General features: G+C 33.1%; 19 protein-coding genes. 5 read left to right on the top strand and 14 right to left on the bottom strand.

What is annotated here, in order from left to right; all coding sequences use genetic code 11:
- Positions 1-36 precede the first annotated feature (36 nt).
- Complete coding sequence (gene sepS / locus MMARC5_RS04485) at positions 37-1,650, bottom strand: O-phosphoserine--tRNA ligase (RefSeq protein WP_011868649.1); 1,614 nt, start codon at positions 1,648-1,650, stop codon at positions 37-39.
- 94 nt (positions 1,651-1,744) lie between these two features.
- Here sepS and MMARC5_RS04480 point away from each other — a divergent pair, with 94 nt between their 5' ends.
- Positions 1,745-3,046 carry an NCS2 family permease gene (locus tag MMARC5_RS04480; protein ID WP_011868648.1) on the top strand — a complete coding sequence of 434 codons (1,302 nt, stop codon included), beginning with the start codon at positions 1,745-1,747 and terminating at the stop codon, positions 3,044-3,046.
- Between the two features lie 67 nt (positions 3,047-3,113).
- Here MMARC5_RS04480 and MMARC5_RS04475 read toward each other — a convergent pair whose 3' ends face one another.
- From MMARC5_RS04475 to proS, 8 genes are all read right to left on the bottom strand, one after another.
- Positions 3,114-3,815: a 4Fe-4S binding protein gene (locus MMARC5_RS04475; protein WP_011868647.1), complete on the bottom strand. Its 702-nt coding sequence runs from the start codon at positions 3,813-3,815 to the stop codon at positions 3,114-3,116.
- A gap of 5 nt (positions 3,816-3,820) precedes the next feature.
- Entirely contained in the window at positions 3,821-4,369 is a 549-nt protein-coding gene (locus MMARC5_RS04470; RefSeq protein WP_011868646.1) for a hypothetical protein, read from the bottom strand.
- 86 nt (positions 4,370-4,455) lie between these two features.
- On the bottom strand, positions 4,456-5,394 hold the full coding sequence (locus MMARC5_RS04465) for a cell wall-binding repeat-containing protein (RefSeq protein ID WP_011868645.1): 939 nt from the start codon (positions 5,392-5,394) through the stop codon (positions 4,456-4,458).
- Between the two features lie 65 nt (positions 5,395-5,459).
- Positions 5,460-5,744, bottom strand: coding sequence for a hypothetical protein (locus MMARC5_RS09855; RefSeq protein WP_231288467.1), 285 nt, complete (start codon positions 5,742-5,744; stop codon positions 5,460-5,462).
- Positions 5,745-5,780: 36 nt separating this feature from the next.
- The gene (locus MMARC5_RS09850; RefSeq protein ID WP_231288466.1) at positions 5,781-6,326 is read right to left on the bottom strand and encodes a cell wall-binding repeat-containing protein; all 546 of its coding nucleotides are present in this window, start codon (positions 6,324-6,326) and stop codon (positions 5,781-5,783) included.
- An 81-nt stretch (positions 6,327-6,407) separates the two neighbouring features.
- Positions 6,408-8,315: a beta-CASP ribonuclease aCPSF1 gene (locus MMARC5_RS04455; RefSeq protein ID WP_011868644.1), complete on the bottom strand. Its 1,908-nt coding sequence runs from the start codon at positions 8,313-8,315 to the stop codon at positions 6,408-6,410.
- 136 nt (positions 8,316-8,451) lie between these two features.
- Positions 8,452-9,111 (bottom strand): archaeal proteasome endopeptidase complex subunit beta, encoded by a 660-nt coding sequence (psmB, locus tag MMARC5_RS04450; RefSeq protein ID WP_011868643.1) that lies wholly within the window; start codon positions 9,109-9,111, stop codon positions 8,452-8,454.
- Between the two features lie 97 nt (positions 9,112-9,208).
- The gene (proS, locus tag MMARC5_RS04445) at positions 9,209-10,591 is read right to left on the bottom strand and encodes a proline--tRNA ligase (RefSeq protein ID WP_011868642.1); all 1,383 of its coding nucleotides are present in this window, start codon (positions 10,589-10,591) and stop codon (positions 9,209-9,211) included.
- A gap of 251 nt (positions 10,592-10,842) precedes the next feature.
- Between proS and leuS the strand changes: the two genes are divergently transcribed.
- Both leuS and MMARC5_RS04435 read left to right on the top strand, forming a co-directional pair.
- Complete coding sequence (gene leuS / locus MMARC5_RS04440; protein ID WP_011868641.1) at positions 10,843-13,710, top strand: leucine--tRNA ligase; 2,868 nt, start codon at positions 10,843-10,845, stop codon at positions 13,708-13,710.
- A 27-nt stretch (positions 13,711-13,737) separates the two neighbouring features.
- A complete protein-coding gene (locus MMARC5_RS04435) occupies positions 13,738-14,055 on the top strand; it encodes a DUF1894 domain-containing protein (protein WP_011868640.1) in 318 nt (105 codons plus the stop codon).
- 68 nt (positions 14,056-14,123) lie between these two features.
- Here the strand turns inward: MMARC5_RS04435 and MMARC5_RS04430 are convergent, their stop codons facing one another.
- Complete coding sequence (locus tag MMARC5_RS04430; protein WP_011868639.1) at positions 14,124-15,467, bottom strand: MATE family efflux transporter; 1,344 nt, start codon at positions 15,465-15,467, stop codon at positions 14,124-14,126.
- A gap of 22 nt (positions 15,468-15,489) precedes the next feature.
- On the bottom strand, positions 15,490-16,029 hold the full coding sequence (locus MMARC5_RS04425; protein ID WP_011868638.1) for a PadR family transcriptional regulator: 540 nt from the start codon (positions 16,027-16,029) through the stop codon (positions 15,490-15,492).
- 195 nt (positions 16,030-16,224) lie between these two features.
- On the opposite strand from MMARC5_RS04425, the gene MMARC5_RS04420 reads away from it, so the two are divergent.
- Complete coding sequence (locus MMARC5_RS04420) at positions 16,225-16,668, top strand: DUF1890 domain-containing protein (protein ID WP_011868637.1); 444 nt, start codon at positions 16,225-16,227, stop codon at positions 16,666-16,668.
- Positions 16,669-16,707: 39 nt separating this feature from the next.
- Complete coding sequence (gene mptN / locus MMARC5_RS04415; RefSeq protein WP_011868636.1) at positions 16,708-17,586, top strand: tetrahydromethanopterin:alpha-L-glutamate ligase; 879 nt, start codon at positions 16,708-16,710, stop codon at positions 17,584-17,586.
- On the opposite strand, the gene MMARC5_RS04410 is transcribed toward mptN, so the two are convergent.
- The 3 genes from MMARC5_RS04410 to wecB form a co-directional block, all read right to left on the bottom strand.
- Entirely contained in the window at positions 17,583-18,605 is a 1,023-nt protein-coding gene (locus tag MMARC5_RS04410) for an MnmC family methyltransferase (protein ID WP_011868635.1), read from the bottom strand. The genes mptN and MMARC5_RS04410 overlap by 4 nt on opposite strands.
- Positions 18,606-18,645: 40 nt before the next feature.
- Positions 18,646-19,515, bottom strand: a complete 870-nt coding sequence (locus tag MMARC5_RS04405; RefSeq protein WP_011868634.1) for an Mrp/NBP35 family ATP-binding protein — start codon at positions 19,513-19,515, stop codon at positions 18,646-18,648.
- A gap of 92 nt (positions 19,516-19,607) precedes the next feature.
- Positions 19,608-20,708, bottom strand: coding sequence for a non-hydrolyzing UDP-N-acetylglucosamine 2-epimerase (gene wecB, locus MMARC5_RS04400; protein ID WP_011868633.1), 1,101 nt, complete (start codon positions 20,706-20,708; stop codon positions 19,608-19,610).
- Positions 20,709-20,710 lie beyond the last annotated feature (2 nt).

Genomic DNA, 20,710 nt, shown 5'->3' with positions numbered 1-20,710 from the left:
AAATAAAATTCCTTTTTTTAAAAAATAAAAAATTAATTATTCAATTTTTACTTCGACATTTAAAAAGACAGGGCCTCTCACGTCAATTACTTTAGTTTTACTCATGATCTGCTTTAATGCGATATCATCGATTTTTAAGTTAATGTCGCTTAAACTTCTAACAATTGGAACTTTAACTTTGAATTCAGTAGTGTTTGACACAAACGCTTCTTCTAATTTTGAAGTAATTTTAAAGCAAAGTGCATCGATATATCGAATGCCTGTTGGAACACCTTCTGCTTTTCCTTTTTCCAAAAAGTCCTTAAATTCTTCTTTTACTCCATCAAAGCTTTCAGGAATTCCGATTACATTTCCATCGTAAACGTAGATTTCGTTTAAAATTGAAGGTCCGAGTAAATTTTTACCTTCTTCTTTTTCGAAAATGTTTATTTTTACATTTTTCTTGGTTTTTCCAAACGAAAATGTTTTTTCAATAGTTAATTCACAAGGTGACTTTAAATCTTTGTTTTTAACGCATGAATCAATTAATTCTTTTGTTAAATCGTAAATTTCATCCATTACTGGAACTTTATCAAGTTTTACCATTGAAGCAACAGCCCTGTCACTAAGTTTGTGTTCGTAAAACTGCGGATATACCATTTCTCGAACATCTGCAAAGTTTCCAGAAATCATTGCAAGTCTTTCAACACCAAGTCCCAAATTCATGACTGGAACATCTATTCCGTATTTGCTTAATGCAACTGGTGAATATACTCCAAATGTAGCAACTTCGAGCCATTCTTTTAATTTTGGGTGGTATGCGTAGACTTCAGTCTGTGTTTCAGGGGTGTAGTATTTACTTTTCTTTTCATCAGGAATGAATTTAAAGTTTGTAAAGCCAAACTGTGATAATAAGCCTTCTGCGATTGCTTTTCCGTCGTTAATATCAACGCCTTCACCTGCGATTGCACAGGATGCAGAGTGGTATGTCATTAAGTGGCTTTTATCTTCTTTCTGCTCTCTTCTAAAACATCTATCAATCGAAAAGAGTTTAAATGGAAGGGGTTTTTTGTTCATGAGGTCTGAAACAGTAAGGAACCATCCTGAAGTCATATGGCTTCTCAAAGTTAATTTTGAAGAAACTGCGGTCAAATCCTTAAATTCTGGGAAAACTTCTTCTAAAATTTTTAAACCCATCTCGCTTGAAATTTCAAGTGCATTTGAAATTTCTAAAACCAAATCGTCACCATCAAGAGTTCCTTTTTTGTATCCGTGAAGTATTTTCTGTAAACTTTCTTTGTGTTCAGAAACTTTAATTCCAAGTTTTTCAATTTGGGAAATTTTTTCATCGCTCAAACCAACGTCAGGTCTTGGAAGGCCTGCTAAATAAAAGCATCTATCTAAAACTGCCATTGCTTCAGGGCCGAACTGTTTATAAATATCTCTTTCATCTACAATTACGGGATTTATGTATTCTTCAAAACCCATCCTAAGATATGCCTGTCTTAAATTTTCAATAGTGTCATTTACAGGATGTGTTTTTCCAAAAGCTGGTTTTATTCTTGGGTAACTTTCGTTTACCTTTTTAGCTTTTATAAGGTCTTTAGTTTCGATCCATGCCTTTTCAAAGTCCTTATTGGCCATTTCAATGATTTCTTCTCTCTTAAACATCATTATCACTAAATTTCTAAATTATATGATTAAAATGTAATCTTTATATCATTATAGTTGCTTATATTATATATTAATAAATTGGGGTGAAGTTATGGCAAATTTTTTGGCTAGGTACTTTGGGTTTGAAGAACATAACACAAACTTCAAAGTAGAGACCATGGCTGGAGTTACAACTTTTATGACCCTGGCGTACATTATATTTGTAAATCCGTCGATCTTGAGTCTAGCGGGAATGGACTTTGGGGCAGTTATGGTTGCAACATGTATCTCCGCTGCACTTGGTACTTTTATAATGGGTGTTTATGCTAAATATCCGTTTGCACTTGCACCGGGAATGGGTTTAAACGCATTCTTTACATTTGGGGTGGTTATGGGCATGGGCCTAAGCTGGCAAACTGCTCTTGGCGCTGTTTTTATTTCTGGTATTTTATTTATTTTGTTAACATTAACCAAAATTAGAACCTGGATATTTGATGCAATACCTGATTCTTTAAAATACGGTACTGCAGTTGGTATCGGGTTATTTATTGCATTTATTGGTTTAAAATCCGCAGGAGTTATTGTTGCAAATGAATCTACATTGGTGGGCCTTGGAAACGTGCTTTCACCTGCAACATTTTTGGCACTCTTTGGTTTATTTGCAACTGCTGCAATGATGGCCAGAAAAGTAACAGGTGCAATTCTCTGGGGCATTATCTTAACAGCAGTAATCGGTATGGGACTTGGTGTTTCAGCACTTCCTGCAGGTTTAGTTTCAATGCCTCCTTCCTTAGCACCAACTCTGATGCAAATGGATGTTATGGGGGCTCTTAACTTTGGTCTTATAAACATAATTTTGGCATTCTTTTTTGTGGATTTATTTGATACACTTGGAACATTAAGTGCACTGAGTTCACAGGCAGGATACATGAAAGATGGAAAACTGCCAAAAGCAGAAAAAGCATTAATGTCCGATTCAGTTGCAACTGCTGTTGGGGCAGCTTTAGGTACTTCGACAGTTACAAGCTACATTGAATCAGCTTCAGGTATCGGACTTGGGGGAAGAACAGGATTTGTTTCAGTTGTGGTGGCTGCACTGTTTGTGCTTTCGATATTCTTCTCACCATTTGTTGCATCAATTCCGGCATACGCGACAGCACCTGCACTGGTGATTGTTGGAGCTTTAATGATTTCTGCAATAAAAAGAATTGATTTAGATGATATTACAGAATCAGTTCCTGCATTTATTGCATTGATTACGATCCCATTAACGTACAGTATTGCAACAGGACTTCAACTAGGGTTTATTTTCTACCCATTAATTAAATTAATTGCGGGACGTGGAAAAGAAGTACACCCAATCGTGTATTTACTTGCAATCGTCTTTGCAGCAAGATTTGTATACATTGGATAAATTAAAAAAATCGTAAATCTTTTTTCTATTTTTTTATTTTGAAATTAAAAAAAATAATATGTAAAAATTATTTTCCGTAGTTTAATCCGCCTTTTTTACAAGCTGTTACGCACTGGAAACATCTGATACATTCTTTTTCATCCATATTATCAAGTATATCAATTTGCATTGGACATTTCATCTCACAAAGCCTGCATTTATTGCATTTATCATTGGATTTTATTTTAAAAACCGGTTTTGCTGAAAAAATTCCAAGAAATGCTCCAATCGGGCAGAAATACCTACAAAAAAACATCGGTATAAAATATCCACCAATTAATAATAATCCAAGCAATATAAATGAAATCACTGTCCCACTTAGTCCAACAAATGATCCTATTGGACATACTGTGCAAATAACGTAAGATCCATATTTGAAAGTTAAATAAAGTCCAATTATCAAGAGAATATATTTTAAATAAATCAATTTTTCATGGATTTTTGGATTTACTTTTGGGAGTATTTTTGAGTTATTTATTTTCATTCTTAGTTTGTATGTCCATTCAAAGATTATTCCAAAGGGGCATATAAATCCGCAGAATAATCTTCCAAATACAACTGCAATTGCAGGAATTACGATCAGTTGTGGTGTAATTTCGTTTAAATTAATTTTTAAGAGGAATTTTTGAACATAACCTACAATACAGAGACAAAAATTATTAGTTGCTAAAAAAAATCCTAAAAAGGATGTTTTAATCAGATTTCTTATTAATTGGAAACTAATTTTCATTTAATTCACCAAAAACTTCTCAAATCAATCCAGGTAAATAAAAAATCAATTATTTTCTCTGAAAATGACTTGTTTCCTTCTGAAATGGTATATTCTGTAGTGGTATTTACGATGCCTTCTTCAACCATGCAGTCATATATTGCGTATTTTATGTCTATAACTGCGAAACCATAGGTTGAACGGACTTGATCAATTGTAATGCTGTCGTCTACATCAATATTAAGTTTATTTTTCAAAGATTCAGTAGATATGCCATAATAATCGCAAATTTCTTTAATAGTATATGTTTTTAATTCTTTTCCAGACATTGAAACATAAGTTTCAACTAGCTCATCATAGCTTATATTTTCAGAATTTGAAACTGTTTCTTTTAGATTTTCGGGTGCCGGTTCAGAATGGTCACATATCTGATTATTATTTGTATCTATGTATCTTCCACATGCCCCTGGAAACTCACAAGATGAATCCGTAACTCCAAATGGGCAGTCGTCCCATGCATAAACCGTTAAAATTGAAATGAATAATAAACTTAGAACTAAAATTTGCATTTTCATCATTTCACCAATGTGTATAATATTGTGAAACGGATTTAAAAAAAGTAACTGAAAAAAGTAAATTTGATTATTATTTTTCACAAACGTTATTCTGAAGTTTCGTTGATATCATCTTCTTCAGTTTCATTTTCATATTCTATTTCTTCTTCGTCGTCATCAGAATCATCATTCGAAGGTTTAACGTTATTTGTTTTCACTTTAACGGTTTTTTCGATTTTTGTATTGCCTGTAGTTTTGTACTGTTTAGCTTTTAAATCGTCTTCCAATTGGATTGCAAGAGCGTATGCATAATTGTAATTTCCGCCATTGTATGCTTCATTCAATGCACCATATTTTGTATCAATTTCTGAGATATTGATTCCATTCTGTTCTAACGCTTGAAGCGTCGTCTGAATAGTATTCATTCTTCTTTCGATTTTTGCTTTTAAAACATTTCCAGGCATCGAAGCAGTACTTACTTGGAATCCATGGTTTTGAAGTCTTTTTAAAAGTCCGCTGTAGTTGTATGCAGCATCTTCTAAAACAGTAATGTTGTCAGACATTTTTTGCATATCTTCTTCACTAACTGATATGTTTTCACCATCGGTTAATACGAAGGTTACGTTTGTGATATTTCCATATGTGTCGTTTTCGCCTTCAGTATAAACGATTAAAATTGTTTTGTTAACAAATAGGTCTTTAAACCGGTTTATTGTTAAGTTGTTTGTTTCATATCTATCGGAACCGTTGATTCTTTCAACAGTAATATTTTCATTTTCTAGTGCATCGGTATAATTTTCAGGAACTGCTACCAGCCCACCAATTATTACTACATTTTTGGGAGTTTGATTTAATATTTCATTTAATGTATCATTGCTGAAATTTCCCCATGGTGACTCAATAAGTACGAATCCATCGAGTTCATCGGCAATAGTTTGAGCTACAAGTTTATCTGCAAAATTGTCGCTAACCAATATAACGTCGCTTGCAAATGAAACTGGCATTAATACGATCATTAATAGTGCTAATTTCTTAAAAATGTCCATAATAATCCCTCTAAAAGTTTTAAAGGCAATAAAAAAGTATTATTGTTTATTATATATTAAATTATTTAATTGTTATAGTTAGGACTATTATTTTTAGGATTATATTTGAGTTTAGGTCCATTCCAGTAAGCCTGACGGTTTTGGTGTTTGTAACTTAAGATATTTCTCTCAAGAACTATTTCTCCAGCATAGGCCTGTTCTAGGTTTTGGTATCTTATTGAATTATTTATCGAAGTTAAATCATTCCGAAGTGGAGTACAGTTTATTCCAAGCTGCTCCATAGTTTCAATTTGGAGTTGTATCTGTTCCATTTTTCTGTAAACGGTTCTATTCAACACGCTTTGAGGCATTGATTGCGTACTTACGTAAAATCCTTGATTTTGAAGTCACGCCATTACATTGTTTGAATTAAATAATGGATTTTCCATAATTGTAACTCTTCCTGGCTCAAAATCTTCTAAATCCTCATCATCAAAAGATAATGCAGTACCATTTGATAAAATTACGATATTTCGTCCAGTATTACAAAATTCTGGCCTATCATCATCCCCATAAACTATCCATATATTTCTATTTTGGATCTGATCTTTAAATTTTAAAATTACGTTTTTATTTGTTTGATATCTATCAATACCATATATTCTTTCGACATTTATTCCTGTTTCTTCTAATTGTGTATCATATTCCGAAGGAACTGCTACAGTTCCACCAACAATAATCACGTTTTGAGGGTATTCATTTAGGATCTGATCAAGCACATCGTCATCATAAACTCCCCACGATGTATTTATAACAATATATGAATCGTTAATCGTTGGAATAATATTTGCACTCGCACAGTCTGAAACCGTGTCACTTACAAGTACGACATTGCTTGCAGATGCAGGAATAATCAAAACTAAAAAAATAGCGAATATTTTAAAATAGTTCATTATACCACCCCTTTATTCCCATATAATTTTTTGGAAAAAGGGGTATATCAATGATTCGAAATTAAAAAAAATAAATAGTAATTATCTCAATCTTATTGAATCGAGATTCATTGGAGCTTTTGTTTCTTTCTTAAATAATTTGTATGCAGTACTTGCAAGGTCGATACATTTTGAAACTTCCCCGTGAACTGTTAATATGCGGTCAGGGATCGGTTTTAATTTTCTAAGGTATTTTATGAGCTGTTTTCTGTCACTGTGGCCCGAAAATCCTTCCAATGTATGGACTGACAGGTTTACTTTAACCGCTTTACTTCTTCCGTTTTTACCCATCAATGGGATTTCTTTAAATCCTTTCTGGATTTTTCTACCCAATGTTCCTTCGGATTGGTAACCTACAAATACAATTGCGTTTTTCTCGTTATCTGCGAGATTTTTAAAGTATTCAACACTCGGTCCACCGCTAAGCATACCAGAAGTTGTTAAAATAATACTTGGTTCGTCACTGTCGATAATGTTTCTTCTATCGTTTGTATTTTTAACTTTTTTAAATACTTCTGAAAGGAATGGGTTGTCTCCTTCGTGGAAAATTCTATTTCTCATATTTTTAGAGAGATATTCTGGATATGCGGTGTGTATTGCAGTTGCTTCCCAGATCATCCCATCTAAATATACTGGAGCATTAAACATTCCCTGATTGTATCCTTCTTCTAAAACAAGCATCAATTCTTGAGCTCTTCCGATACCGAATACTGGAATTATTACTTTTCCTTTTCTTGCAATGGTTTCAGCAATTACTCTTAGGAATTCTTTTTCTGTTTCATCTCTTTCTGGAAGTACGTCATCGTATCCTCCGTAAGTAGATTCAATAATCAAAGTTTCAAGTCGTGGGAACTGGCATACTGCAGGTTCTAACAATCTTGATGCTTCAAATTTAATGTCTCCTGTGTATGCAACGTTATATAATCCTTCACCAACGTGGCAGTGTGCAATTGCTGAACCCAAAATGTGCCCTGCATTGTGGAGTGTCAATTTGATTGCAGGTGCAATGTCTGTAGTAACTCCGTAATCAAGAGGTATTGTATGTTTGATACAGTTTTTAATATCTTTTGACGAATATGGAACATTTTTACCTTCTTTTTCAGTAATGTCTACATAATCTTTCTGTAAAAGGGTCATTAAATCTCTTGTAGGTTTTGTACAGTAAACTGGCCCATCGTAACCGTATCTGAATAATCCTGGAATAAATCCACAGTGGTCAAGGTGTGCGTGAGTTACTACAACTGCATCTATTTCTTCGATTGAAAATTCCGGTGCATCAAAATGTGGGAATGCTTTTTCATCATCAACAGCAATGTTAATACCGCAATCAACTAAAATCCTGCTTTCAGGAGTCTGGTGGTAAAGACAGGTTCTTCCAACTTCCCTACTTCCACCCAAAAATGAAGTTCTAATCCATGAATCATCTCTAAGTCTTACGTCTCTGTGGATTCTTCTTCCAATTCTTCTTAAAATATCTTTTACATCCGCTCTTTCTCGATACATTGTAGCTCTAATCGCTTTAATGGTATCTGATGGAATTGGGGGGGTTCTAACTGGTTTTGGGGCCCATTGAATTGCTTTTTTAATATCTTCAAGAGTTGAGCCTTCTTTTCCAATTACAAGTCCAGGTTTTTTAGATTCGATAATTACTTCACCTGTGTTTGCATCGAAAATACAGTTTGTAATTTCAGCATCTTCTGGAACTATTTTTAAAATTTTATCTTTCGCGATATCAGGTTCGACTAAAACAGATGGATCCGGTCTAATTGCAAGTCTTTTTCTAAAATCTCTTGCAAATTCTTTGATAAGATTGTTTGAAAAAAGTTCTGGGTTTTTTGCATAGATAACTACTTCTGAACCTTCAAATTCGACGTCAGTAATAACCGCATTTCCTGGGGCTTTGTTTATAACCGCCGCCTTTATCTCGTTTAATATATCTTCAGCTGACAAAATAGTCCCTCCTATTAATATGTCTGTTTAAATTTTAGAAACGCCTATAAAATTGATTAATTTGTGTTAAATCTTAAAAAAAATTTGAAAAGAATACTTTTCAATAGTATATGTTAAGGTAATATATTTTTGTAATTTATCTTTTTTTGTTGATTTTTTTCAAAAAACCCTCAATTTCTGCGTCCGAGTATAATTTTACTCCATCTTTATTGATATGAGCTAAGGAAATACCATTTCCAGAGTATGCATCTCTTTGCATAGCAGACGAGAGAGCTTTTACGGCAACTAATAATCCCTTGTCAATTGTGACATCAGATCGGTATTCTGCTTCGAGTACTCCGTAAGCAGTAGGTGAGCCTGATCCTGTGGCAGTGAATGAAGATTCTTCATTAATGCCCCCAACTGGATCGAGTGAAAACAGTTTAGCTCCGTTAATCAGGTCATATCCACCGAGTATTAATTGTGTTAAAAGAGGGTAATGTCTGTTACCATGCAAGACGTTACTTATTAATGTAGTGCATGAAAGCGGAGTCATATTGTTTCCAGTTCTCATCTTGTGAATTTTTGCTTCTGCAGAAATGATCCTGATGAGTGACTGAGCATCCCCAACACTTCCAGCTATAGTCATTGCTATGTAGTCATCAATCTTATATAACTTTTTCGCTTCTTTATCCGCGATAAGATTGCCCATTGTAGCCCTTTTATCAGTAGCTAAAACGACGCCATCCTTACAAAGTAATCCTACGGTGGTCGTTCCTTTCATATACTCTTTATGGTATTCGCTGTTGGATATCATCTTATCACCACTTAATATAAATCAATTTATAATAAATGCTTTATATACTCATCGATTTTAAAAAATAAAAGAAATTTGGCTTGAATTTTGAAAATTATTAGTATGTTCTGGCAACTGAAATATAGTCTTTTCCTTCATAGGCAGTCTGACCTAAAACTGATGCATCGATCAATTCTTCAAATTCTTCGTTGTACACTGATTCATCAAATGGAATGAGTATTATTCCCTTGTTCTCTAAAAGTGCAGCTTTAACTTTTTCTGAAAGTGCATTTACATCGCTTTCAAAGTTAACAACTGTTAAGAAATTTTTAATTTTTTCATCAGCTTTAATTTTTAAGTTTTCTTTGTACATTGAAACTATTTTTTCAACTTCTTCTAAAATATTTGAATATTCAACGGTTATTTTTTCGCCAGTGTCTCTTCTAACGATTAAAGCTTGTCCGTTTTCGATATCTCTTGGTCCAAGTTCGATTCTCAATGGAACTCCTTTTATTTCCCAGTCGTTGTATTTTCTTCCTGGCCTAATATCTCTATCATCAAGATGTACTCTAAATTCTGATTTTAAAGTATTGTTTAATTCTTTAATTTTGTCCATTACAATTTCTTCTTTTCCTTTGAATAATAACGGAATGAGAACAATTTGGATTGGTGCAACATCTACAGGGATTACAAGACCTTTTTCGTCTCCGTGGACTGAAATTAATGATGCAATCGCCCTATCAGAAATTCCGTAGCATGTTTGGTACACGAAATCTTTTTCGCCATCTGGCGTTTCAAATTCAAGTTCGAAAGTTTTTGCAAAGTTCTGGCCAAGATTGTGAACAGTTCCAATCTGCATTGTTTTTCCATCGGGGTAGATGGTATCAAATGCCATTGTGTAGTCCGCTCCTGGGAATTTATCCCATTCTGGCCTTTTAGAAATAATATACGGTACACAGATTTCGTCAAAGAATTCCCCGTAGAGATTTAATGCTTCTGTAATTTGGGCATCGCAATCTTCTTTTGTTGCATGAGCGGTGTGTGCTTCTTTAAAGCTCATTATTTCTCTTAATCTGATTAATGGCCTTGTATGTTTCGTTTCGTATCTGAATGTGTTTACAACTTGGTACAGTTTCATTGGAAGGTCAGTGTGTACTTTAATCCATTGTTTCATCATGTAGTACATTGTAGTTTCAGAAGTGGGCCTTAAAGCAAGTTTTACTTCCAATGGAGTTTTTCCACCATGAGTTACCCAGAAAACTTCATCTTCAAATCCTTTGATGTGTTCTCCTTCTTTTGCAAGTAAATTTTCAGGGATTAACATTGGAAAGAGTGTTTCATCGTGATTTGTTTCATCGAGTAATTTTCTTAAGATTTCAAAGGAATATCTTCTGATTTTAAAACCATATGGCAAATAAACCCCGCATCCTTTTATAGGGTATCTTAAGTCGTAAATTCCGGCTTTTTCTAGTATGTCGCTATACCATTCAGAAAATTCCATTTTTTCACCGTAAATAATAATTGACGTGTTTTAATATTTTTAATATAAAATAAGCAGTAAAATAACTTACATAAGTATTTCATGCATATACATCTAACATGACAGACTATTTATAAAATATATTTATATAATTTGTGAAAATATTGCTAGATTGAAGAGTATTTGATAAATATTTAATTTTATTTCTAAAAATGTTGTTAATGTTTGTACAGAATATGGAAGATATATTTTAAGACAAAAGAGTGAAAAACATGGATCAAAATGGAGTAAACGAGGGAACAGGACATAAATCTGTTGATTTAATTCAAATAATGGATAAATGGCAGAAAAAATGGACGGAAGCTAAAATTTTTGAAGCTGAACACGATTTAAGGGACAAATTTTTCATAACTGCTGCATTTCCATACCTTAATGGGGTACTTCATGCAGGACACTTAAGAACATTTACAATTCCAGAAACAATTGCAAGATACCAGAGGATGAAAAATAAAAACGTGCTCTGGACCTTTGGATTCCACGTTACAGGAACTCCAATTTTGGGACTTGCAAACCAGATCAAAGATAGAAAAGAAGATATTATCTGGGCTTACAACAATTTACACAACATTCCAATGGACGAACTCTTAAAATTGAAAACTCCTGAGGCAATAGTTGAATGCTTTTCAAAAAAAGCAACAGAAGCCTTTAAAAGAATGGGATTTTCACTCGACTGGAGAAGAAACTTTAAAACTGACGATAAAGTTTTCAGTAAATTCATAGAATGGCAGTTTTATAAATTAAAAGAAATGGGGCACATTACAAAAGGATCACACCCTGTAAGGTACTGCCCTAAATGTGAAAACCCTGTAGAAGACCACGATTTACTCCACGGTGAAGAATCAACAACTGTAGAATACAGCTTAATCAAATTTACTTCTGAATTTGACGGAAAAGAAATAATAATGCCAATGGCAACTTTAAGGCCTGAAACACTTTTTGGTGTAACTAATGCTTGGGTTAATCCAAATGAAATTTATGTAATGGCTAAAGTACACGATGAAATCCAAAAATTAGATGGTGAAGACGTTGAGTTAAAATACAACGGAATCTGGATTGTTGGAAAAGAATGTGCAGATAAATTAAAAGAACAAGATAGAAAAATTGAAATTTTAAAAGAAATCAAAGGAAACGAATTACTTGGTTTAAAAATCAAAAATCCTGTTACTAAAAAAGAAGTTCCTCTTCTACCAGCAGATTTTGTTGAAATGGGAATTGGAACGGGATGGGTAATGAGTGTTCCAGCACACGCTCCATACGACTACGTTGCTTTAAGGGATCTTGGAAAAATCGAAGAAGTGGGCCTTATTCCATTGATCGAAATTGAAGGATACGATAAATACCCTGCAAAAGAAATTGTGGAAAAATTGGGAGTTAAAGACCAAAATGATGATGAATTACTCGAGCAAGCAACGAGTAAAATCTATAAGGACGAATTCCACAAGGGAAAATTAAATGAAAACTGCGGAGAATACGCAGGAATCTCTGTAAAAGACATTAAAGAAAAATTAACAAAAGATTACCTAAATTCAAACATTGCAGAAATAATGTACGAATTTTCAGAGCAGAAAGTTGTTTGCAGGTGCGGTGAAAAGTGTATTATAAAAACCGTGAAAGGACAGTGGTTTATTAACTATTCTGACGAAAACTGGAAGAAACTTGCACACGAATGTATTGACAATATGAACTTTGCACCTGAAAACATAAGGCAGGAATTCCACAACAAAGTCGATTGGATGAAGGATAAAGCCTGTGCAAGGAAAAAAGGGCTTGGAACAATACTGCCGTTTGACGAAAACTGGATTATCGAATCACTGTCTGATAGTACAATTTACATGGCATATTACACGATTGCAAGATTTATAAATGAGGGATTAACTCCCGAACAGCTTATTCCAGAATTATTCGAGTATGTATATCTTGGAAATGGAAATGTTGAAGAAATAACTAAAAATTCAAATATTTCAAAAGAAACGATTGAAGAAATGAGAAAAGAGTTCTTATATTACTATCCGCTTGACTGGAGATGTTCTGCAAAAGATTTAATTCCAAATCACCTCACATTCATGATATTCAACCACGTTGCACTATTTGGAAGAGAACACTGGCCAAGAGGAATTGAAATAAACGGATATGTTACAATTGAGGGTAAAAAACTTTCAAAATCAAAAGGTCCGGTTTTACCAGTTTCAGAAGTTGCAGAAAACTTTGGTGCAGACGTTGCAAGGTTTTACATCACAACATGTGCTGAACTTCCGCAAGATGCAGACGTTAAATTCAAAGAAATGGAAAAAGCAAGAGATAATTTAATAAAATTGTATGAACTTGCAGTATCCGTCATGGAAGAAGAAAAAACTGAAAAAGAATTATCTTTAATTGATAAATGGCTTTTACACAAAACCTATAGTTCAATAAATGGTGCTGAAACTGCATACGAAGAATTCCAGCTTAGAAAAATTGGTTTGATGTTTTATGAACTCATTAACGATTTAAGATGGTACAAAAGAAGGGGCGGAGAAAATAACAACGTTTTAAAAGAAGTTGTTGAAATCTGGACGAAATTACTCTCTCCAGTAACCCCTCACCTCTGTGAAGAAATCTGGGAAAAATTAGGATATGCTGGATTTATTTCACAAGAACTGTATCCTGAAATTAAATTAGAAATGGTTAATGAAGATTTAGAACTTGGAGAAGAATTTATCAAATCTGCAATGGAAGATATCAGAAATATTAACGGAGTTGCAAAAATCAACCCTGAAAAAATGTATTTATACACTGCAGACGACTGGAAATACGATCTCCTTGAATTTATGAACGAAAACTCTGAAAAAAACGTAAAAGCACTTATTCCAATGGTCATGAAAGAAGATAAATTTAAAAGACACGGAAAAGAAGTGATGAAATTAATCAATGAAATAATGAAAATAGGTGTCAAAAAGGCAATAGCTGAAGTAGAAATACTAGAAAATGCCAAAACATTTATTGAAAGTGAATTCGATTGCGAGGTTATTGTAAATGGTGAGGATGTCAAAGGCAAAAAGAAATTTGCAATACCTTACAAACCTGCAATATATATGGAATAACTTTTAATTTTTTTATTGGGTGATTTTATGTCCTGTATTGATAATTATAATCACGAAATTTTGTTAAAAGGATCATTTAAGGAATGTAGTGATTATATTAAAAAAAATTACAAAAATATTCGTGAGTTTAACCCGGGAGATGAATTACTGGAGGGAGTCATGCTTATAGGGCTTCCACCGATTCCAGTTGCTTACGATGATGATTTTGTAATTTTTCCTTTTACAAAACCTTGCTACGGAAGTCACGTACTCAGGGTTCCATTAAATCAGTACATGAAATCACAGGAAAAAATTAAAGAGAATGAAGAAAAGAGGGGACTACTTTCAAAATTGAAATTTTGGTAGTTCTAAATTTCAAAATTTTTTCAAATACTTTTTTTAAAAATAAAAATTTAAAATAATTTTTTAAGAACTTAAGAAGATAGGTTTAATGATTTTCTATCGTTATATATAATACCGCTTGCAAGAGTGAAGCCTAACAAATCCCCTATTGGAAATGAAAACCATATTCCGTTCAATCCAAAGAATAGTGGAAGAATAAGCAGGGCAGGCATTAAAAACAAAGTCTGTCTTGCGCAAGAAATAATGAATGCAGGTTTTGCTTTACCAAGTGATTGGTATAATCCACCTATTGTCATTTGAGCACCGATAAGGAACGAGAACATGAAGAATATTCTTGTTGCAAAAACGCCTTGTGAGATTACTTCTGGATCAGTTATGAATATCTGTATAAACATTTCAGGGAATATCATTACAAGTGTAAATCCGAGTAAACAGAGACCTGTAGTTCCAACTAAAGCAAGTTTTATTGATTCACTGACTCTATTTAACTGTCCTTTTCCGTAGTTATATCCAACAATTGGCTGTAAGCCCTGTACGATTCCAAGAACAGGCATTAGTAAAATCATTGCAATTCTCATGATCACCCCATAAATTGCAATTGCAATATCTCCACCATATATTCCAAGCAAATTATTTCCAACGATCAAAAGGATACTGCTTATAATCAATTTCGCAAATTCAGAAGCTCCTATAAATACAGTTTCTTTTAAAATCTTAATATTGATAAAGAAATCATTCATTGCATATTTAATGCTCGTATTTTTTCCAAATTGGTGTTTTAATATGTAAATTACACCGATGATTTGAGATAGCACTGTTGCAATTGCTGCACCACTTATTCCCATATTAAATACTATGATTAAAATTGGATCAAGGATTATGTTTATTATTGCAGGGACAACCATTGCAAACATTGCAACTTTAGCCATTCCTTCTGCACGAACAAGGTTGTTTGCAGCAACCAAATAGCTGTTAAATACTGTTCCGTAGAGTATTATTTCATAGTAATCTTTTGCGTAAGGGAATATATCGGCAGAAGTTCCAAGAATGTTTAATATTGGAACCATGAATATAATTCCGATAATTGTTATCAATACAGATAAAATTAAAACGCTGCTGATTGAATTTCCTCCAGCTTTTCTTGCAGAGTCTAAATCTCCTTCACCAAGTTTTCTTGATAAAAGGGATGATCCACCAATTCCAAAAGTTACACCAAATGCCATAATTATCATTTGGAATGGAAATATCAACGCTATTCCCGTAAATGCGGCTGTTCCAACCCATCTGCCGATAAAAAATCCATCGACTACGTTATAAAGTGCCATTATTAGCATTCCAATTATTGCAGGAATTGACAGTTTAACTAATAGTGTTTTAACGTCTTCAGTTCCTAAAAATTCACTTTTATATGCCATACTATCACAAATTTTTAAATTATTAATCTTTAAATTTATCCTTAAATTCCATAATAAATTCTTTTTCAGCGTTTAAATGTGCTAAACATCTATTTGAAAGTGCCAAAATATGTTTGGGGCAATCGTTTTCAAGGCTTTTATTTATACCGCTTATATGATTTATCATTTCCTCAACGGAGGATAGATAATTTTCAAAACATTCCAACGCTTCTTCTTTTGATAAAATTTCTAAATTGCTCATTCCAAGGTCAAAACCTGATATTATCTTTTCATAATTTGAAATAAGGTCTTTTACTTTTGCACGCATTGCTTTTTGTCCTGAATCTGTTGCAAAATAAATTTTTCTAGCTCTTCCGTGTTTATTTTCAGTTTCGCATTCAACAAGCTCTTTTTCTTCCAATTTTTTTAAAACATAATATATCGAGGAAAATGCAATTTCTGTCCACTGCCTCATTTTTCGTTCTTCGATTATTTTTTCAATTTCATAACCATACATTGGTTTTTCAAGGAGCAAACCTAAAATTGCAGATTCTACATTCGAAATTTCGATGTTACCATCCATTAAAGCACCAGTCTCTTATTTATTTCCAATTTAGATCGATAAATATCAATATCATATGTATCTGATATCCTATCACTATAATATTATATAAACTAAACGGTGAACAAGATGTATTCTGAGATTTTGAAATATCGGAAAATATTAATATCTTTTATGGATAGAATTATATGCTTTTAATATAATTTGGTGGTATTTTTGAGAATAATGATAATTTTGGGATGTCCTGAGCCCCCAGTTTTGATACCTTCGTTCATGTTTTTATTGAACATGCTTAAAAACAAAGGACATGAAATCATAGTTTCAGCAAACCCTGCAGCATTGAAATTAATCGAATCTGCGGATCCTGAAAAGCATTACTTAAAAGGAATCGGTTTTCAACCAATTGACGAAGGTTTTAAAATTAAGGCTGAAGTTGATCATATTTTTGGTTTCGCGCACAACGATGCAGCAGTTAATTATATTATAACGTATAAAATGACACATAATGTGGATACGTCAGCAATCGTTTTCGGAAAAGAATTTAAAGATGAATTAGTCCAACTTTTAACTGAAAACGGAGTTAATGCACAAATGGCAAGAGCGTTCCACAACCCAACGCCACTAAATGTTAAACTTAAAAAAATGTTTTCAGAGTTCTAAATTACCATTATTACCTTAATAATTTTTTACGGTGTTAATATGAGAATGGGAATAATTTCTGAAGAAAGAGACTGGGTAACCGATGAATTGAAGTCTAAAATGGAAAAAAATGATATCGATCCGGTTATTATACAGCCATCAAAAATAATTTCATCTATTGGATCAGACGTTAAATTTGAACAGAATAATAGAAGTATACTCGATTTAAAATGCGCTTTTGTTAGAAACATCGGTGAAGGAGTTGAAATGTTTCACAGGTTTGACATGTTAAAGTACCTTGAAAATTACATCCCGATAATAAACCCGATGGATGGAATTGAAAATGCAGGAAATAAATTCAGAACCTCGTTTTTAATGGAAGTTCACAAAATTCCACATCCAAAAACAATCGTTGCAGAAGATGTAAATAAAGCGTTAATCGCAGCTGATAAATTTGAAGACGTTGTTTTAAAACCTCTTTTTGGAAATCAGGGAAAAGGCCTTGTAAGAGTTAAGGGAAGATCAACCGTTGCTAAATTAAAAGCACTAAATACTTTTAAAAGCAGTCATGGCGTAATTTACATGCAGGAATTTGTAAATAATCCAAACAATGTCTACCGGGATATTAGGGCATTTGCAGTTGGCGACAAGGTAGTTTCTGCAATGTATCGGACATCTGACAACTGGATTACAAATATACGCCAAAATGGAGTTCCTGAAAAATGCGAAATAACTGACGAATTAACTGAAATCGTTCTTGCTGCAAAAGATGCTGTTGGACTCGTTTATGGTGGTGTAGATATTCTTGAAAGCAGCGAAGGACTGAAAGTTATCGAAGTAAATGCATGCCCTTCATGGGAAGGACTCTCAAGAATTTCTGATGCAGATATTGCTCAAAGCTTGATTGATGAAGCTTTAAATTATTCAAAAGAGTATTAATTTTCAAGATATACTTTTTTCATTTTTTTAATAATTTCGGATGAATTTAAATTTTCTTTTTGAATATTCAGAATTTTTTCATCTATTTTTCCGCTTTTAATTTTTGTAGTCGAATAACATTTATTTCCAAGTAAATTTTTCAAGTTTTCCCTATCGAGTTCCCTATTTTTAATAATTTCAGAAGAATCTAAATCTAGATTTTTATCGTAAAATGGAACTCCAACACCAGATAGTGCGATTAATCGCTCATCAGCTTCAGGAATTCTTTTTATTTCCTTTTTTTGGATTTCGGTTGGATTTTTGTAAGCTAATGTGGCGCCCCTTTTTCTTCCAACTGACGGCCCTTCAGAAATTATAAATCCGCAATTTATAAGTGCACTTCTAAATGGTATTGATGAAGAGTAGGATATTAAAACACCCGAATCAGCCATATTTGTATAAATTAAGTTTAAAAAATCAACGGTGTACAATACGGGGTCATTTGCCGGCGAAAAAGCGTCATGAAACACGCAATCGTATTTTTTTAAGTCTTTTCTTAAAAGTGTAATTCTTGCATCTTCGTTAAAAATTCTAATTTTTTGATTCAAATTTCCTTTAAAAAAGTCAGATATTGCATTTTTCACTATTAAATGTTCAGTCATGGGAATATCGAGTGCAAGGGATAAAAAAAGCATTTCTTTGCTGTATTCCACCATATCTATTTCAGAATTTATATTGTAATGAAGTGCGGAAACTGCATTGTATCCCATGCCGCTACATAGATCCAAAATTTTTGGATTTTTTATACTTTCAACTTTTGAAGGAACTGCAAATTTTTCAATTCCTTCGGTTAATGCACCAACTCTAGAATGCATCAATTCTTCAGGATCTTCTGACCTAACAGTGAATGTTCCATCCTCTGTTTTTACAAGTAAATCTAATTCTATTAATTTTTTAGTTAGTTCTTTTAAATTTTCCGAAGTAAACTCTTTTTTCATGTAAATTTTGATCAAATCGAGTGCTTTTTTATTTGGAAGCATACATACACCTAAATCAGGGATAAAAATAAAAAAATTTAAGTTATTCTTTTTTAATTCTTTCAAGGACTGATTCAACAACCTTTTTAAATTCTTCTGACGCTTTACAGTCCATTGTAACCATTGGAACTCCTCTGTCAGATGCAACTCTTGCTTTAATATCGAGAGGGATTCTTCCAAGGAAAAATACGTTTAATTCTTTCGCAGCTTTTTCACCGCCGCCTTTTCCGAATATATCGATAACTTTGTCACATTCTGGACATACAAATCCGCCCATGTTTTCAACAAGTCCAATTATTGGAATTTCAAGAGTATTTGCAGTAGATACTGATTTTCTTGCATCCAATACTGAAACTTCTTCAGGGGTTGTGACGATTAAAATTCCATCTATGTCCGGAATTGCCTGTAAGGTTGTTATTTGAATATCTCCTGATCCTGGAGGAGTATCTATTAATAAAAAGTCGAGTTCTCCCCAATTAACATCGCTTAAGAACTGTCTGATGGCACCGCTTGCTTTTGGACCTCTCCATATCACTGGAGTATTTGTATCTGGTAAAAAATAGCCAATAGACATTGTTTTAATTCCTTGCGGGGTAGATACTGGGTAAATTCCATTTTCATCAGCTATTGGTTGAATTTGACCTACTCCAAGCATTTGTGGAATATTTGGGCCGTGAATATCCCCGTCCAAAACTCCGACTTTGTATCCCATCATTTTAAGGGTTGCAGCAAGGTTTACGGTAACTGTGGATTTCCCAACTCCACCTTTACCACTCATGACTGCTATTTTATGCTTAATTTTTGACATATTGTTTCTAATTTGTGCATTCTGCTGTTCCATCATTTTTTTAGTGTCTGAACAGTCGGAACTTGAACTGCAACTATCGCAATTTCCAGAGCATTCTTCTGCCATAATCTCACCGCGGGATGTTAAATAAATATCACTTATACAATGAATAACATACTATATAAAAATACTACACATATTGTCAATATAGCTTTAGTTTAATACTTTTTTTCGCCCAAAACAATATCAACAATAAGTTTTCCGGAATTTCCACATCCAAATGGGTTATTCCAGGATCTATCTGATTTTAACATTTTTTCAACTGAATTCAAAATGTTTTTAGGGTCACTACCTGCTAAAATATTTGAATTGACGTGAATTGTTTCGGGTCTTTCAGTATTTTCCCTCAATGTTACACAAGGAACATTTAAGATACACGCCTCTTCTTGAAGTCCGCCGCTGTCTGTTACAATAAGTTCGGCATTTTTTTCTAAAATTAAAAATTCAAGGTATCCAACAGGTTCAATGATTTTTATCAATGAATTACTTTTAATTTTATCAATTAAATTAAATTCACTTAATTTTTTATATGTTCTTGGATGAATTGGAAAAATAATGTTTTTTCCATAGTTTTCAGATAATTTATTTATTGAAGTTACAAGGTCTGATAAAATTTCGAAGTTATCTGTGTTTTCGGCCCTATGGAGTGTTAATAAAAAGTATTTTTTATTTCCAGTTATTTTTGATAAAAATTTACAAATATTTTCATTGTTTTCTGCAATTTCTAAGTTTTGAATGGTTGCATCTACAACACTATTTCCCACAATATGGATTTTTTCGTTAGAAATTCCTTCATTTAGAATATTTTTTGCAGCAATTTCGGTTGGTGCAAATAAAAATTCTGAAATATGGTCTGTAAGAACCCTGTTTGTTTCTTCAGGCATTTTTCTATCAAAACTTCGAAGACCTGCTTCAATATGCCCGATTTTTATGCATAATTTTGATGCAGCAAGAGCTCCTGCTAAAACAGTGTTTGTATCTCCTTGAACAAGTATAAAATCAGGTTTTTCTTTTAAAAGAACCTTTTCAATTTCAATCAACATTTTTCCAGTCTGGCCCCCATGACTACCAGAACCAATATTTAGATTATAATCTGGTTTTGGAAGGTTTAGTTCTTTAAAAAAGACTTTATCCATATTTTTGGAATAATGCTGATTTGTATGAATCAAAAAGAAATTTTTATTTTTTAGTTCCCGAATTATCGGGGACATTTTAATTATTTCAGGCCTAGTTCCTAGAATTACTCCTACTTTTACCATTT

Source organism: Methanococcus maripaludis C5 (assembly GCF_000016125.1).
Taxonomy (GTDB): Archaea; AGJL01; Methanococci; order Methanococcales; family Methanococcaceae; genus Methanococcus; species Methanococcus maripaludis_D.
The sequence above is the reverse complement of the archived record's forward strand: the minus strand, read 5'-3'. Positions and strand labels throughout refer to the sequence as shown.